The organism is Paenibacillus sp. JZ16 (assembly GCF_015326965.1).
Taxonomy (GTDB): domain Bacteria; phylum Bacillota; class Bacilli; order Paenibacillales; family Paenibacillaceae; genus Paenibacillus_AQ.
This window is the reverse complement of sequence record NZ_CP017659.1, coordinates 7314059-7329702: the sequence shown is the minus strand read 5'-3', so window position 1 is coordinate 7329702 and position 15644 is coordinate 7314059. Positions and strand designations below refer to the sequence as shown.

The window sequence follows — 15644 nt, the reverse complement described above, 5'->3', positions numbered from 1 at the left end:
ATTTCAGCTAACGTCTTATTCACGTACTTCGCAAAAATATCATCTCTTGGGGTGTTTACGAACTTCGTGAACACACCTTCAACAACCAAGTTTACGACTCCTCTTCCAATTGGTCTAACGGACTTTTAATCCTTCTTATGTCCTTCACACTCACATGTGTGTACTTTTCGGTGGTGCGTACACTTTGATGACCGAGCAACTCTTGAATGTAGCGAATGTCAATTCCACCTTCAATAGATGTGTAGCGAATGAATGGCGTAAGGCGTGAATGCTAACCTTTTTCTGGATTCCAGAGGCAGTACGTGCTTGTTCGAACACTTTTTTGAACCCTTCGTTCAGTTATATGTCGCTCTGGGTGTTGACCTGGGAACATCCATTTCTCGGGCTTTTCTTGTTGTAAATACGGTTGAACAATATCCATAGCTGTATCGGATAATAGGGTAAGACGGTCCTTTCGACCTTTGCCTTGAGAAACTCGAAGCGTTTTTCGCTCGAAATCAATGTCTTGAGTTTTCAACCGGACCACTTCCCCTACCCGTAACCCTGAGGAATAGGTAAGGTATAGGATCGCACGATGTTTTAAATTATGGAGTGCTTTTAAGATCAACATCAACTTCGTTCATCGATAGAACATTCGGCAACTTCTTTTCTTTCTTAGGGCGAACATAAGAGACTGCTTCATCATGCAATAGTACTTTTTGAGCAAAGAATTTGATCGCGCTAAGCGCTTGATTAACATAGGAATGGGAAGATTTCCTATGAAGTAAGTGTAAGGAATAACTCTGAATCATTTTCTCGTGACCCATCCCATTATTTTGCTGCTGTACAAAAGCATGAAATCGATGGACTTGACTACAATAAGCTTTTAACGTTTTTTTACTATAACCTCGAAGCTGCAGTGCATGAACGAAAGACCTTTTTATGGACTCATTCCATGAATAGATTGGAATATGATCCAGCATATGAACTTCATTGGTAAACAAGCTGCACTCTTTCATCAACATGCTATCAACATAAATCTTCGTTCCTTCAAAAAGTGTTTGCAACTGTTGAATGGATTCGGGTGTAAAAGGAATCACCCTCTCATTATAGCAGCAACCTAATTATTGGAAAGCAAAAAGAGCTCACAATCGCCGTCATCGACGTTGTAAGCTCCCGGTACTTTCGGTGCTGTTCATCCTTTATGATCTAACCGCATTCAATGCAATATTGTTACGCTTAGGGGATTAAAATTGTTGTAGTCATTATATAGATTAAACCATAATTCAGGCAGCAATGGCTACTTCATTAGCTCCTACCCAGATTCATTACATGATAGTATTTTGTATAATAGAGAAATACTTATTGTGGAACTGCGAAGGAGTGGACCTATCGTCATGAAACCGGCGTTAGATCCGAGAGAAATCAGAACCCTGCAAAAAATAAAAAACGCTCTCCTTCACATGATGGCTTCCCGAATCGATCCCATATCCATTACGGATCTATGTGCCGAGGCACAAGTGACACGGCCTACCTTCTACAAGCATTTTAGCAGTGTAGGCGAGTTAATGGAGGTTATGTCCAAGGAGACAATGGAAGATTTGGAACACCGCATCGTGATCGAGAAAAAAATATCACTTCAAGAAGTTGATTATGATGAACTGCCTTCCAATATGGTCGCTTTATTCAACCACGTGCTGGAGAATCGGCAGTTTTACGAAGCCTTCATTTTAATCCATCCGGACACGCCGTTTACGCGTTATTTCAAAGCTACGCTATACCATTTTGTAAAGGTTGGGCTTGAAGCTTCCATTGAAACAGGCGCTGAGATCAGCGTTCCGTCCGACGTGGTGATCAACTTTATGACAGGTGCATTTCACGAGACCATCTTGTGGTGGATGTTGCAGGGATATCCCTACACTCCACGGGAAATGACGGCCATGGCATTACGCTTGTCCATTAACGGACCTTATCAATTCTAGAATATTAAAAAAGAGTAGCGCCTCTCCGTCGAGAATAGGATACGTTACTCTTTTTGCTAACTTCGTAAATCAGAAGGAATATTTGTCCATTTCATCGAAATACAATGTACTAACACGAAATCGATAGAAAGAGATGTGTATAAGATGAATGGAATTCTGGGCGTATCCGGACTATCGTTCTTGCTGGTGACACTGTTCACGCCGCTGCTTATCTGGGGCTTGCGCACGTTAAAGCTTACGCAGCCAATCCGGAGCGAGCTGCCTCCCGATCATCAGGCCAAACGCGGGACGCCGTTAATGGCAGGTCTTATATTGCTGATTGGCGTTGCCATTTCACTGCAATTTCAACCTACGCCGCTTACCGTTTTTTTATGCTCGACCTTCCTCTTGTTCAGCTCGATCGGGTTTATGGATGACTTCAAGAAAGCTGCGTGGCAGGACCCGTCCGGAATCTCCGGTCGCATGAAGCTTGTATTTCAGTTCCTGTTTACCGGCGCATTACTGTATGTGCTGTTCCATTCCTTTTCACTGACAAGTGATATCCGACTCTTCAACGGGTTCCAGCTCCATTTGCCGGTAAGCGTGTACGTCATTATCATGCTGTTATTCATTGTGGGTTCGGCGAATGCCATTAACTTTACCGACGGATTGGACGGACTGTTAATCAATGTAGCTATACCTACTTATTTTTTCTTCTTTTTAATCTCCGACAAACCGGAAGTGCAAATGTTCTCGCTGGTCATGGTCGGCTGCCTGCTCGGCTTGCTGCTCTACAATATTCATCCAGCCCGGGCTTTCATGGGCGATACGGGATCTCTCGCCATTGGCGGCTCCCTATCATTCTTAGCGGTCATCGAGAAGGTCGAAATTCTGATTCCGCTTCTGTTCGTTATCTATTTGGCTGAGCAGCTCTCGGTTATCCTGCAGGTATGGTACTACAAACGCACCAAGCTGCGTCTGTTCCGAATGGCACCGATCCATTTCCACTTCAGTCTCAAATACGGCTGGAGCGAGAACAAAATCGTGATGATTTTCGGTTTTGTCTCCTGGTTTATGGCTCTGCTCTGTTGGTTGATTGTCAAATATGTAATGTAATGCAATATCAATCCATTTCATAAATTTCAAGCCAGCTGGTAGAAGAACACCTGCCTTACGACGCGCCCCATTAGGCGCGTTTTTCATTTACGTCATTTCCCGCATTCTTCCATCGAACCTTTCAGACAGGACATTCATACCCTAATGATAAATGTCTTGAGAGGAGATAGTTTCGTTGAGCGTATTGGAATCCAGTTCAAGAAAAAGCATTCTTCCCTACGGGGAGCTGCCGCTCTTGTTCACGCAAAATGTCGGTCAATTCGACCCAAACACGCTTTATTTCGCACAAGATTCGGGTTTTCGCTGTTCGTTCGAAGCGGATCGGATCTCGCTGACGCTGTATAAGCCCGTTTCCACGGAAGCAGAGCGAACAACAAACGGCGTTGTACTGGTGTGGCGTTTCGATATCCCGGGGAAGGCTTCCAGACTGGAAGGCATGTCGAAGGAAGAAGGCAAGTTTCATTATTTTCGCGGCAATGATCCGAAGCGCCATATTACGCACGTCGATACGTATCGCGGAGTTGCATACCGGGAGTTATGGCCTGGTATCGACGCCGTGATCCAAGGGAGTGGCGGTAAGCTCAAGTTTGATTGGCTTCTGAACCCGGGTGCAAGGGTGGAGGATATTCAGCTGGTATGCGACGGATCTGACGAGATCAAGATCGACGAGGAAGGCAATCTGCTCCTAATCACGCCCTATGGCACGCTTATGGATCAAAAACCTATCGCCTACCAGGAAGTAGACGGCGTACGTAAGGAATTGGGGTGCCGGTATGTAGTGAAATCCGGACTGGAAGGCCGTAATCAGATCGGGTTTGAAATGACCGAAGCTTATGATCGTGAACTGCCCTTGGTGATTGATCCGGTCATCTTGTATTCGACTTATCTTGGCGGCACGGAAACGGAAGAAGGCCTGGACATCGTGGTCGATGATTTCGAGCAGGCTTATGTGACAGGCATCACGACTTCGGCCAATTTCCCCGTGACACCTGGGGCTTTCCAGACGACGTTTCAAGGCACGGCTGACTTCTTTGTCAGCAAGATCGATGCTTCGGGGACAAGTTTAATCTATTCTACCTTCATCGGAGGAAGTGCTTCGGATACGGGCAGAAGCATTGCCATTGACTTCGCTGGGAATGCGTACATTACCGGTACCACTTTTTCCAGCGATTATCCGACAACCCCCGGTGCGTTTCAAACAACGGCCGTCTTCACTAGCAGTAATGCGGTTGTAACGAAATTGAGCCCTGATGGCGGTACGCTTGTATATTCCACTTATTTGGGAGGCTCCGGAGGAGATGAAGGATTCGGCATCGCCGTCGATCTTTCCGGAAGCGCCTATGTGGCCGGTCGCACGAGTTCTGCTGATTTTCCAGTGACCGCGGATGCTTTCCAGACATCCAACCCTTCATCCATTTCAACTTCGTTCGTGACGAAATTGAATGTCGACGGAACGGGATTGATTTATTCGACCTACCTGGGCGGTACCCTGGATACAACGGACGCCAACGGCATTGCTGTGGACGATTCGGGCAATGCTTACGTCGCCGGCCAGACGGTGGCTTCGGACTTCCCGACAACGCCAGGAGCGTTTCAAACAACCCTTCAAGGCGATGTCGACGGATTTGTCGTGAAGCTGAACCCTACGGGAAGCGCGCTCGTGTATGGAACTATATTGGGAGCCAGCTTGAATGATGTTATTTTTGACGTCACGATCGATACGGCGGGGAATGCTTATGTCACCGGATCATCGAGTTCCCCCGATTTCCCAACGACATCCGGATCGTTTGTCACACCTTTAGGGACTAACCGGGCTTTCGTTACCAAGTTGAATCCTACGGGAACCGGACTCATCTATTCGGCGCTGATTGGGGGGAATGGCTCTAATACGGGGCTCTCGATCGCGCTAAACTCGGCACGAAGTGCATTCATTACGGGAGAAACATCGTCTGCGGATTATCCATTGGCCGGCGATGCAATCCAATTTTCCCTCTTTGGCCCCACCGATGCTTTTGTCACGATTCTCGACCCCACCGGCTCGTTTCTCGAATTTTCCACCTATTTGGGAGGCAGCTCGACCGATAGCGGCAACGGAATTGCCGTGGACTTGAATAATCAGATTTATATTACCGGCCAAACATCCTCGTTCGATTACCCGACCACTCCCTTCTCGTTTCAACCGTTCAACAACGGGGGAGTTGATGCGTTTATCACGAAGCTCGGTGAGCAAGCTACTATATTTGTTAATAAATTCGCCACCCGATTTGAAGTTCGCCCGGGAGAAGTAGTCGAATTTATTATTGAGATCAAGAATGGAAGCGGCATTCCGCTTACCAATGTATTCATTGAGGATCCGTTCCTAGGTTTTTTTCATATACTGCCTGTTCTCAATCCGTTTGAAGGGTTCGTCATTCCTCTCCCCTTCTTTGTTCCAGAGCAGTTTCCTCCGGGCTTTATCATTAACGAAGTGTTCGTTAGAGCGGATCAAGTACGGGACCCGGTCATTGCTATTGCTGAAATCTTCATTACGGAAAATCCCATACTCGAAGCAACGAAGACAGTTAATCCATCTTCGGCCGCTCCCGGTGAAACGGTCGTGTTTACCATTACACTTACCAATTTTGGGAATGTCGACTTGTTTAACGTCCGGATCGTCGATCCGCTGTTAGGACTGGATCAATTGATTGGCACTCTCCCTGTAGGCTCCAGTTTCGTGATTGATTGGCCGTTCGTCATTCCACCCGAACAACCGGCTGGTTTGACGATTGCAAATCGGACCGAGATTACGGCCGATAATCTGCCAACACCGCAAACGGTAGGAACCGTGGTTGAGGTGCTCCCTGCGCCGCGTCTCAACCTGGTGAAATCTGCGGACCGTATATCGGTATTACCAGGTGAAATCATTCAATTCTCGTTTGAAGTTACCAATACGGGAAATACCGACTTGACGAATATCATCATTACCGATGATACGATCGTTAGCGAGATCCAAGTGCCAAGTCTCGCCATTGGTGAGACCCAAGTGCTTACGGTACCTTTTCTCGTACCGCTGGAGACACCTTCACAGACCTACACCAATACGGCGATGGCCACCAGTGATCAGGCACCAAGCGTCACATCGAGCTTTGACGTACTGGTCGTTGAAGCGCCGCAGCTCGGCGTACGAAAGATCCCTTCCGTGGCAACCGTCATGCCGGGCCAGACTTTCCAGTACTCGATTGTTATCGATAATATCGGCAATGTCCCTCTAACCAATATTGTCCTTGAAGATCCATCGCTCGGCTTTGCCGAGGCGATCGAAAGTTTTGCCATCGGCGAACGACGCGAGTTTATTATTCCATTTACGGTCCCGCTGGATGCTGAACCGGGGTCGAATATCATGAACGAGCTCACCGTTCAATCCACGCAAACCGGATCGCAGGGAGTCTTGGCAACCGTTACGGTAACGGCAATTGGGCTTGCGCTCACCAAGACGGCGGATCTTGCCGTTGCGGCACCGGGCGATACGGTTGTGTTTACCCTTACGGTGACAAATACCCTTACCGAGCCACAGACCAATGTCGTCCTGAGCGATCCGCTGCTTGGCCTAAGCGAGACGATACCGACCATTCTCGCGGGCGGGACGATTACGCGGACGGGTTCCTTTACAATACCCGCTGATGCAGCGAACGGAAGCGTGATTACGAACAGCTTCACGGCCGTTTCGGACCAGACACCGCTGCAAACCGCTGCAGCCGAGGTTGTTGTTATATCCATACCTGGTGCCACGACGACACTGACGGTATCCAAGCTGCCTGACCGCAGTGTAGCCGCAACGGGTGAAACGGTAACCTATACGGTTGAAGTAACGAATACGGGCAGCAATCCGGCAACCAGCGTAACCGTCGCCGATTCCTTGACCGGAACCGTGGACGTGATCCCAGTCATTGCGCCGGGAGCGACAAGCGTTGTGATGTTTACCTTCCAAATCCCGACGAATGCACTGCAGGGGACCGTGTTTGCGAACCGAGTCACCGTGAATTGGCCGGAAAATCCGGTGCCCTCGCCGATATTTAGCGAAACGCGCGTCGTGGTAGCCCTGCCTTCCACGCTCGTTGATATTAACGTCGAGGCTGACCCGCCCACAGCAGCTCCAGGGACGGTAGTCAACAAGACGATCCGGGTCACGAATGTATCGAATGTGACGCTGACGGACGTTCCAAACCGGACGTTGACGGATGTGCGCGTTATTGATTTTCTTCTGGGTTTCAACGTCGTTATCCCGGCCTTGGGACCGGGTGAAACGCGAGTCTTTACGCTACCGTTTACGGTTCCTGCGAACTCTGTGGGAGGCGAGACCTTCCAAAACAACGTTGTTCTTTTCTCCGATCAATCACCGCTGCAGACGGCATCTGTCGATATCGTAACCGAGCTGCTGCCGAATGTCATTTTGACCGAAACGGTGGACCGTCCAGTGGGAAGACCAGGAGAACTCGTGCATTTCTTCATCTTTTTTCAAAACACGGGGAATGTGGTGCTTCGAAACGTCGTACTGACCGCACCGCTCTTCAACCTTCAGGTACGACTTGAGGAATTGGACATTGGCGCAGTCGAGAATATTCGAATCCCGTTTATACTGCCGGATGTTGAGGAAGATACCATTATAACCAGCCCGGTAACTTTAACGTCGGATAATGGACCGACAAGAAATGCAACAGCTTCTGTCCGGGTCATTGCCGAGGAAGAGGAATAAGTTTCGTCCGGCACAGCCATCGGATTTTCGCCATCCGACGTCGTAATTGTAAGGAAATTATATGCAGAGCGGACGGGGGATGCCTATCGTCCGCTCTGCAATCTTTGATTCAATCAATCGCTTGGCGTGATTTCTTCCAGTTCGCGCTTCAAATGGCTGAGAGTCGCTATTCGCTCCCCCTCATCCTGGGCATCGTAGAGCATCTGCTCGATGAATTCCCAGACATCCTCCAGCTTGCGTCTCCCCTGGTAAAATCGCAGGGCTTCCGAGTTGATCTCATATTGATGGTGGGTTCTCTTGTATGTTCTCATAAATTCATCCCAGTAAGGTGTTTGAACAAAAAACATCATATCGGCTTCAACCGGAGCTACATTCAGTCCCTCCCAATCAATCAGTACCAGTTGATGTCCATCTGACATCAGATTCCAATGGTGAACATCTGTATGACATAGAGCCTTATGTACATTGCTATGCGCTAAAGTCACCGACAACTCATGGACCTCATTCATCAGATCGTTCAATTGCTCCCTGTACGACTGTACCACTTCCCTGACATCGTTAGGCATCACGGCATCCAGGGTATGCTCGAGTTGCTGGAGAAAAGGAACCTCGAAATTCTCTCTTATCGCATCCGTGTTGAGCGGAATCTCCTCTCCATATTGATGAAGTTCGGTGATGATCTCTGCAAGCTCTCTCACTTGATCACTCGTCAGGTCAAGGTCAGCGATCGTATCTCCAACGATATATTCATACAATAGATAGATTCCTTCATCATCCTCACATTGATAAAATCCGTCTTTCGTTAGGATGGGGACTGGAATCTTTCCTTTCAACTGGCTGTGCTGCCCGAGCCACAGCAATATGGGTACATACTCGTCGATTCTCGCGGTCCATTTGGGCGTGGAAGCGCGGCTCTTTTCATATACTTTCAGGAAATAGGCATGTCCATCACTCTGCACTTTATAAGCCAGCGCTGCCCAACCACCCTTTTGGGGTACAACATGTGTACGATCCAATCCATAATATTCCTTCAAAATGCCTTGTAATTGTTCCATAGTACCTCCTATCTGTGCCTCATATCTTTCGGGGGTCTCCCCTCTAACTTATCATAGCGAGCTGGCCTTGGTGCATCTCGTATAAAAAAACAAGGATGCATCTTCTGCATCCTTGTTTGCCGTTAACCAGATCTTATTTTATTCTAACGGCCTGCCTTCTTTATAATAAAGATTCCGCTTAAGAATCACGAAGAAAATATGTACGTTCCGGTACCCGTGTTCTGACAAGATATCGTGAATGCGGGCTGCAACAGCATCATGAATTTCCTGAGATCTCTGGAACATAAGAATTTCCACGGATAGCGGCGTATTCGTAATGATCTGATAAGGAAGCAGTTCGATCTTCACAATTTCCTGCGGAATTTGAACAATCCCCGCGAATTCATCAACGACCTGTGGCGTTATTTCTTCAAGAAAGACTTCGGAGAATCCTTTAAAGCGTAAATATGGCACTCTTATCCCTTCATTTCGTCGAATTATTGTGTTATAGATGTCTTCAAGTGACTTTTATCTCTCTTCTACTATACAATATTGTTATTGTGAAAGGAATCACTATGATTCAGATGTACACATTCGCAGGTGGATTTCATCTATAGTTATCCTTTCAATTGCCCTGTACGAGCGCTTCCGTTAAACTTGATAACATCCGATTCATCATACGAGAAATTCATTATGGAGGTGAAGGTCCTCATGGGACGAAATCTATGGGATGCCGAATGGGAAGTGACCGAGCCGTTAGTCCGGTTATTGCTTACTCGTCAATTCCCCCAATTGTCCACCCTCAAGGTCCAGGAAATTGGCAACGGATGGGACAACACCGTTTATCGCGTTGGCGATGAGTATGTGTTTCGCTTTCCTCGTAGAAAGATAGCCATATCTTTACTAAATGCCGAAGCGAAAATCCTGCCCAAGCTTGAACATTACATAACGGTACCTTATGCGAAACCCCTCTTCTTCGGAAAAGAAAGTGAAGATTATCCTGCACCTTTTCTGGGATATACCTATCTTCCCGGTACATTCCCGATTGGAATTTCAGAAGAAGCGCGGATGCAATCAGCGGAAACGCTCGCCCGCTTCCTGAAGCGCCTGCATGCTTTTCCCGTGGAAATAGCGCAGCAAGCGGGTGTATTGTCTGACCAGCGTAAACTGACCGATATCGCCGGCCGCAAAGCCAAAATGCTGAATTTCCTCTCCAATCTTACCCAATATATAACGCAAGAGGAGTTACATGAGATCGAGGACTATTTGCGGGGCATCCATTTGGATCAGGCGAGGCATCGACATGTGCTAATCCACGGGGATCTCCATTTTAAAAACATGTTAGTCGATGATGACGGCAAGCTTTCGGGGATTATTGATTGGGGCGACGTCAACATTGGCCATCCTGCCTGTGACCTGAGTATCGTTTACAGCTACCTGCCGCCGGCCTCCAGAGCGGATTTCTATGATATCTATGGCGAAGTGGACGAAGAAACGAAGATTCTGGCACGAATGATCGCCGTCTATATCCCTATGTTAATATTCATCCAGGCCATCGACGAAAAGAATGACACCATTGCGCTGGAAGCCAAATCAATTATTCAGCGTGCCATGGCCATATAATGGTTCGATGGTTATGGCGGAATCATATCTCATACAAAAAAGAAGCTTGAAGAAACCTTCAAGCTTCTTTTTTTCTTCGTATCGTGATTTGCCATACGCTGCAGCAACGTTATATTTTTAACATTCCCATTAACGGCATAATGGTTTTTATTACATTCATGCCCAGTTTAATATGAGGGATGATCTGCCCCAAAAAGCCTAAACCGCCTACAGCCGCAACTCCTTCTCTCTCCTCAGCCCCTTCGACTGCCGGAGCGCTTGGAGGACCTCCAAACAAATCGCTTAAAAATCCGGAAATCTGCGCTTTATCCCCGCTCCGTGCAATCGAAGCCGGCATTTTTTGGTTAGCACGAAGTCCAGACAGCGTCACTTCCCGGCCTTGAATCTGATTCAGTTCTCCGATATAGTAGCTGCCATCCTTCAGAACGACCACGACTGGTTGACCTACCCAATGCTGGGGAGGTCTCGACTTCGAAGCGGCTCTGGACTTCCTGGCGCGTTTCGATGACATACTAGGATCACCTCGCTTCCCTATTCATCATGTAGACATCATATGCAGAGCCGTCTTTCATTCTTGTGCCTTTATAGGAGGATTGATATAAATGCGTCAATAACCTAGATTTAGTGGGCGAAAGCCCCCAAGATCAGCTCGTATAAATGAAAAGAAAGGAGTATCCCAATAGATCCTTTGATCTGGGGGATGCTCCTTTTTCTGTCGTCGATTCCTTGACCGGAACCTATTAACGCTCCGTGTACGAATCGTTCTCCCTATAAACTTTCTGATGCAGGGGCCGAATCCGGACAGCGGATGTCTTAAAACCGGGCATTTTACAGAACGGGTCCAGTTCCGGCCGGGTCGCGTGATTGACATTCTGCACGCCGCCCCAATGCATAGGCACGAACAGGGTGTCTTCTCGAATCTGGTCTTTGATTCTGGCACGCACGGTAAAATATCCATGCTCCGATTGAACTTCTACCCACTCTCCGTCCCGAATTCGGTAACGCTGTGCGGTAATCGGATGGATCTCCACGAAATTTTCCAGCTCACGCGCAAGCAAAGAAGGACTCCTTCTGGTCTGCACCCCTGTCAGATAGTGGGACAGAACACGTCCATTGGTCAGAATGAGCGAATACTCCTCAGTTACCCCTTTCCAAGGAGTCCCTTCCATTATAGAGAACACGGCCTTTCCGTCCGGATGGGCAAACGATTGTTGAAACAGAAGGCCCGCCCCAGCTTCTTCAGGCGAGGGGCACGGCCAATAGACTCCCTTCTCCCGGCGCAGTCGGTCATAGGTTATACCGTAGTAGTCTGCAATTCCACCCTTGCTCGCTAGCCTCAGCTCATTAAAGACCTCTTCAGGCTCGTTGAAGCGAAAATATTGCCCCTTCCCCAGCATGTCTGCTATGGAGCACAGAATCCTCCAGTCATGACGCGCCTCGCCAGGCGCCTGACGCCCTGCTTCTCTCAGAAGCACGCGTCCCTCCAGGTTCGTCAGTGTCCCTTCATTTTCCATGTAGGAGGTTACGGGCAGAACGAGATCGGCCAATTGGGCCGTTTCGGACATAAACATGTCGGCAACCATCAGAAAATCAAGTTTGTTCAAACCTTCCTCCACAAGCCCGGCGTTCGGATTCGATACGATGGGATTGGAGCCCATCACGAAGAGCGATTTAATCACTCCCTGATGAATCAGCTCCATCATCTCATAGGCAGAGACGCCTTTCCCGGGGAGGCTTGCAGCTTCCACACCCCACACGGAGGCAACGTAAGCCCGATCCTTTTCATTCTCGATCGACCTGTAACCCGGCAGCTGATCGGCCTTCTGCCCATGCTCCCTTCCCCCTTGTCCATTCCCCTGACCGGTGATGGCTCCGTATCCGCAGCCCTCTCTCCCGATTTTACCCGTAGCCAAGACCAGGTTTAGAAAATGGCGAACCGCAAGATGGCCATCCGTCTGCTGCTCCACCCCTCGCGCAGTCAGCACCATGCCAGTATCCGCCTCGCCAAAGGCTAAAGCGGCCTCCCGGATTTGCCCCAGCTCCAATCCGCATATATCGGCAGCCTGCGAGAGATCGAGGCTGTTCAGATAAACGCTCAACTCGTCGTAACCGTTCGTCCTTGCTTGAATAAAGGACTCATCGATAAAGCCTTCATCCATAATGATCTTAAGCATCACATCCGCCAGTACGGTATCCGTTCCCGGTCTGATCGGCAAATGCATATCGGCCATGGCGGCGGTGGCTGTTTTCCGCGGGTCGATGACAATGATCCTCGCCCCATTCTCCTTAGCCCGGTTGAAGTAAGGCAGCAGCGTTGGCTGACATTCCGCTATATTGGTGCCGGCCAGCACGATGCAGCGGGCCAGAGGAATATCAGCCAATCTGAAGGTCAACCCCCGGTCAATCCCGAAGGTTTTGCTCCCTGCAGAAGCAGCGGCAGACATACAGAAGCGGCCGTTATAATCGATATGGCGGGTTCCCAGCGCCACTCGGGCAAATTTCCCGAGCAAATATGCCGTTTCGTTGGTCAACGATCCACCGCCGTAAACGGCATTGGCATCAGGGCCATGCTGCTCTGATATCCCCTGTAAATGCTGACTGGCCACAGCAAATGCTTCATCCCACGAACATGGGACGAGTTCACCATTTGAACGGATGAACGGGTTTGTCAGACGCTGCGAATGGACTGCATGCTGATGCGCATGCATGCCTTTGACGCATACCCTGCCCTCCGATGCGGCGTTCGGTACCCCTTCCACCTTATATTCGGCCCGGCGCTGACCCGGAATGCCGTTCCCACCCTCGGTTACCGTCATCTTGCACTGCACACTGCAGAACGGACATTGCGTCTCGATCACGGCAGCAGCTTCTGTCGCTTCAGCACGATCCGATTGAAGCATAACGAGACCACCTCTTTCTATTATTCTTCTGCTTTAACGGACCTGCGCCTCCCATGCATAGCGAGACAGCTGTTCTGCAAGTTCTCTTTGCAGATCATCGTCAAGAACATTCTCCCGGATCGCCGTCACGCCTGTACGTTCCACCCACCTCCACAGCGGTTCCTCATACATGCTGTTCTGACGGTACCACTGCAAGCTAGCAGCTGCGAGCTGGACGACATCTTCCTCACTCTCCGCAACACCGATCAACTGCCCTTCACGGACAGGATGCGCCGCATGTCCGCCGAGATAAACCTCCCAGCCCGCGGGAGAAACGGAAATTCCGATCCCCTGAACCAGGATGCTGACGGACGACGCTGTGCAATCAGACACCCCTGCACTCACCGGGGAAGGAAGGGACACCTCTCGCCAGCCGGTTCGAAGCCATTCCCCAATTTTACGAATGCTTGCCGCCTCTGGCTTCGATCCTTCCGTGTCTCCCACCCATACCTTGACCCCCTGATAGGACCTTGAGCCCTTATAAAAAACGTCGTCGGCACTTGCTTTAATTGGTTGGCTACGCTCATCATGGTGAACTGCACCCGTCATTTCAATGTCAAAATAAAATCGTAAGGCTGGACAGCACACCTCACAACCGTCCGGTTTCTTCCAACCTTGACGTAACATAAAATCCTGAACGGAATGACAGCCTTGAGACACGGCATGAACCACCGCTTGCTTCAATGAAGATGGACCAAGCACCGTGCATTCACATACAGGAACCTCGATTGGCGTTCTGGCTTCCGTATGCAAACCCTCTTTCCTCTTGCCGCTTCGCATATATTTGACAAGAGCGTCCACCATAGGCCGGCAGCCGCCGCAGGAACCGGATGCCCTGGTATGCTCCTTCACTTCATCCGAGCTTTCCAGATGATGTTCGGTAATAGCCGCCATGATCGCCGCTTTGCTGACGCCGTTGCAAGCGCAAACCGTTTCATGTTCCGGGAGCGCCTCTGCAGCGGATTCGGCTGCGCTGAGGCCGCTGCTTTCAGAAGGTATAAGCTCTGACACAGCCGCACCCTGCTGCACCAATGTCAGGAGCGAGGACCCCTCATTCGTATTTCCGAACAGAACAGCACCCGTAACCCTGCCATTGCGCATGGTCACTTTTTTGTATGTGCCGCATACGGCATCGTAGTGCTGAATGGCCGTTTCAGCACCTTCCCCTGATATCACTCCGGCGGAGAATACATCCACGCCCGATACTTTAAGCTGGGAGTAGGGAATCGACCCGCCATATGGCTCCGCCTCCCGGCCGCAGATGACACGGGCCAGCACCTTCCCCTGCTCATACAGAGGAGCGACCAGACCATAACTTACGCCTCGGTGTTCCGCGCACTCTCCCACGGCATAAATGTTCGGCTCGCTCGTTCTCATGAAGTCATCCACCAGAATCGCCCGCTGCGTTCGAATGCCGCTTCTTTGGGCAAGCTCCACATTGGGCTTGATCCCAACAGCGAGAACGACTACATCCGCATCTAGACGCGTCCCGTCCATAAACCGAAGACCCTGCGCTCTCGTGCGGCCAACAATTCGCGTGGTGTCCTTCGCCAAGTTAAATTGCATCCCTTGAGCTTCAAGTTCCCGCTGCAGCATCATCGAAGCCGTTCGATCCAGCTGCCGGTTCATGATATAAGGAGCATTATGAACCACTTGGGTATCCATCCCGAGATGGAGAAGCCCGCGGGCAGCCTCCAATCCCAGTAAGCCTCCGCCAATGACTGCCGCCTTCGTGTACATCTTGGACATTTCGGTCATTTTCGTACAGTCGTCCACAGTCCGAAACGAAATGACGCCTTCCTTATCCGCTCCGGTTATAGGCGGAATGTAGGGAGATGAGCCTGTTGCCAGAATTAACGCATCATACGTTTCCCGTATACCGGAGACTGTCTCGACAGCGCGGGATTTGATATCGATATGACAAACGGTCTCCCCTGCCAACAGCCGAATGCCATGCAGCTCATACCAGGACCAATCGTTCAGAATGATATCCTGGAGAGAATGTTCACCTTGAAGCACTTTGGATAGGAGGATTCGATTGTAGTTAGGGCGAGGTTCGGCACCGAATATCGTAATATCGAAGAGCTCCGGATCCAGCTTGAGGATTTCCTCAACACATCGTATTCCCGCCATCCCATTGCCAACGACAAGTAGCTTCTTTCTCCTCATGAAACACCTCCACTCCCGCCATGTCATCTTCATGTAAGAAAATAGAAAACGCCCTTTCCCATAATGAGGGAAAGGGCGTCATTGCCTCTAA

Annotated in this window: 11 protein-coding genes and 1 pseudogene; 4 read left to right on the top strand and 8 right to left on the bottom strand. The window is 49.6% G+C overall.

The genetic code is table 11. The features are described 5' to 3' along the window. Nucleotides 1-91: 91 nt before the first annotated feature. The 3 genes and pseudogenes from BJP58_RS34025 to BJP58_RS32945 form a co-directional block, all read right to left on the bottom strand. A pseudogene (locus BJP58_RS34025) lies at nucleotides 92-318 on the bottom strand (tyrosine-type recombinase/integrase). Next, the gene (locus BJP58_RS32950; protein WP_267907852.1) at nucleotides 272-610 is read right to left on the bottom strand and encodes a tyrosine-type recombinase/integrase; all 339 of its coding nucleotides are present in this window, start codon (nucleotides 608-610) and stop codon (nucleotides 272-274) included. The pseudogene BJP58_RS34025 and the gene BJP58_RS32950 overlap by 47 nt, the downstream one beginning before the upstream one ends. Next, complete coding sequence (locus BJP58_RS32945; protein WP_194542170.1) at nucleotides 585-1004, bottom strand: phage integrase N-terminal SAM-like domain-containing protein; 420 nt, start codon at nucleotides 1002-1004, stop codon at nucleotides 585-587. Before BJP58_RS32945 ends, BJP58_RS32950 begins: the two co-directional genes overlap by 26 nt. Nucleotides 1005-1376: 372 nt before the next feature. Here BJP58_RS32945 and BJP58_RS32940 point away from each other — a divergent pair, with 372 nt between their 5' ends. The 3 genes from BJP58_RS32940 (at nucleotide 1377) to BJP58_RS32930 (ending at nucleotide 7788) form a co-directional block, all read left to right on the top strand. Continuing rightward, nucleotides 1377-1961 (top strand): TetR/AcrR family transcriptional regulator, encoded by a 585-nt coding sequence (locus BJP58_RS32940; protein WP_194542169.1) that lies wholly within the window; start codon nucleotides 1377-1379, stop codon nucleotides 1959-1961. 144 nt (nucleotides 1962-2105) lie between these two features. Further along, nucleotides 2106-3056 carry a phospho-N-acetylmuramoyl-pentapeptide-transferase gene (gene mraY, locus BJP58_RS32935; protein WP_194542168.1) on the top strand — a complete coding sequence of 317 codons (951 nt, stop codon included), beginning with the start codon at nucleotides 2106-2108 and terminating at the stop codon, nucleotides 3054-3056. A 175-nt stretch (nucleotides 3057-3231) separates the two neighbouring features. Continuing rightward, a complete protein-coding gene (locus BJP58_RS32930) occupies nucleotides 3232-7788 on the top strand; it encodes a DUF7948 domain-containing protein (RefSeq protein WP_194542167.1) in 4557 nt (1518 codons plus the stop codon). Between the two features lie 113 nt (nucleotides 7789-7901). Here the strand turns inward: BJP58_RS32930 and BJP58_RS32925 are convergent, their stop codons facing one another. Both BJP58_RS32925 and BJP58_RS32920 read right to left on the bottom strand, forming a co-directional pair. Next, the gene (locus BJP58_RS32925) at nucleotides 7902-8843 is read right to left on the bottom strand and encodes an aminoglycoside phosphotransferase family protein (RefSeq protein ID WP_194542166.1); all 942 of its coding nucleotides are present in this window, start codon (nucleotides 8841-8843) and stop codon (nucleotides 7902-7904) included. Nucleotides 8844-8981: 138 nt separating this feature from the next. Continuing rightward, on the bottom strand, nucleotides 8982-9296 hold the full coding sequence (locus BJP58_RS32920) for a DUF1904 family protein (RefSeq protein WP_071224307.1): 315 nt from the start codon (nucleotides 9294-9296) through the stop codon (nucleotides 8982-8984). Nucleotides 9297-9533: 237 nt separating this feature from the next. Between BJP58_RS32920 and BJP58_RS32915 the strand changes: the two genes are divergently transcribed. Then, entirely contained in the window at nucleotides 9534-10445 is a 912-nt protein-coding gene (locus BJP58_RS32915; RefSeq protein ID WP_194542165.1) for an aminoglycoside phosphotransferase family protein, read from the top strand. 109 nt (nucleotides 10446-10554) lie between these two features. Here the strand turns inward: BJP58_RS32915 and BJP58_RS32910 are convergent, their stop codons facing one another. The 3 genes from BJP58_RS32910 to nirB all read right to left on the bottom strand — a co-directional run bounded on the left by BJP58_RS32910 (nucleotide 10555) and on the right by nirB (nucleotide 15553). Then, complete coding sequence (locus tag BJP58_RS32910) at nucleotides 10555-10956, bottom strand: hypothetical protein (RefSeq protein ID WP_194542164.1); 402 nt, start codon at nucleotides 10954-10956, stop codon at nucleotides 10555-10557. A gap of 229 nt (nucleotides 10957-11185) precedes the next feature. Beyond that, nucleotides 11186-13345 carry an assimilatory nitrate reductase catalytic subunit NasC gene (gene nasC, locus BJP58_RS32905; RefSeq protein WP_194542163.1) on the bottom strand — a complete coding sequence of 720 codons (2160 nt, stop codon included), beginning with the start codon at nucleotides 13343-13345 and terminating at the stop codon, nucleotides 11186-11188. A 33-nt stretch (nucleotides 13346-13378) separates the two neighbouring features. Beyond that, nucleotides 13379-15553 (bottom strand): nitrite reductase large subunit NirB, encoded by a 2175-nt coding sequence (nirB, locus tag BJP58_RS32900; protein WP_194542162.1) that lies wholly within the window; start codon nucleotides 15551-15553, stop codon nucleotides 13379-13381. Nucleotides 15554-15644: the final 91 nt, after the last annotated feature.

Bases quoted from the DNA above. Each gene is read 5' to 3' on its own strand.
- BJP58_RS32950 (WP_267907852.1), bottom strand. From the start codon at position 610: ATGTTGATCTTAAAAGCACTCCATAATTTAAAACATCGTGCGATCCTA.
- BJP58_RS32945 (WP_194542170.1), bottom strand. From the start codon at position 1,004: ATGTTGATGAAAGAGTGCAGCTTGTTTACCAATGAAGTTCATATGCTG.
- BJP58_RS32940 (WP_194542169.1), top strand. From the start codon at position 1,377: ATGAAACCGGCGTTAGATCCGAGAGAAATCAGAACCCTGCAAAAAATA.
- mraY (WP_194542168.1), top strand. From the start codon at position 2,106: ATGAATGGAATTCTGGGCGTATCCGGACTATCGTTCTTGCTGGTGACA.
- BJP58_RS32925 (WP_194542166.1), bottom strand. From the start codon at position 8,843: ATGGAACAATTACAAGGCATTTTGAAGGAATATTATGGATTGGATCGT.
- BJP58_RS32915 (WP_194542165.1), top strand. From the start codon at position 9,534: ATGGGACGAAATCTATGGGATGCCGAATGGGAAGTGACCGAGCCGTTA.
- BJP58_RS32910 (WP_194542164.1), bottom strand. From the start codon at position 10,956: ATGTCATCGAAACGCGCCAGGAAGTCCAGAGCCGCTTCGAAGTCGAGA.
- nasC (WP_194542163.1), bottom strand. From the start codon at position 13,345: ATGCTTCAATCGGATCGTGCTGAAGCGACAGAAGCTGCTGCCGTGATC.
- nirB (WP_194542162.1), bottom strand. From the start codon at position 15,553: ATGAGGAGAAAGAAGCTACTTGTCGTTGGCAATGGGATGGCGGGAATA.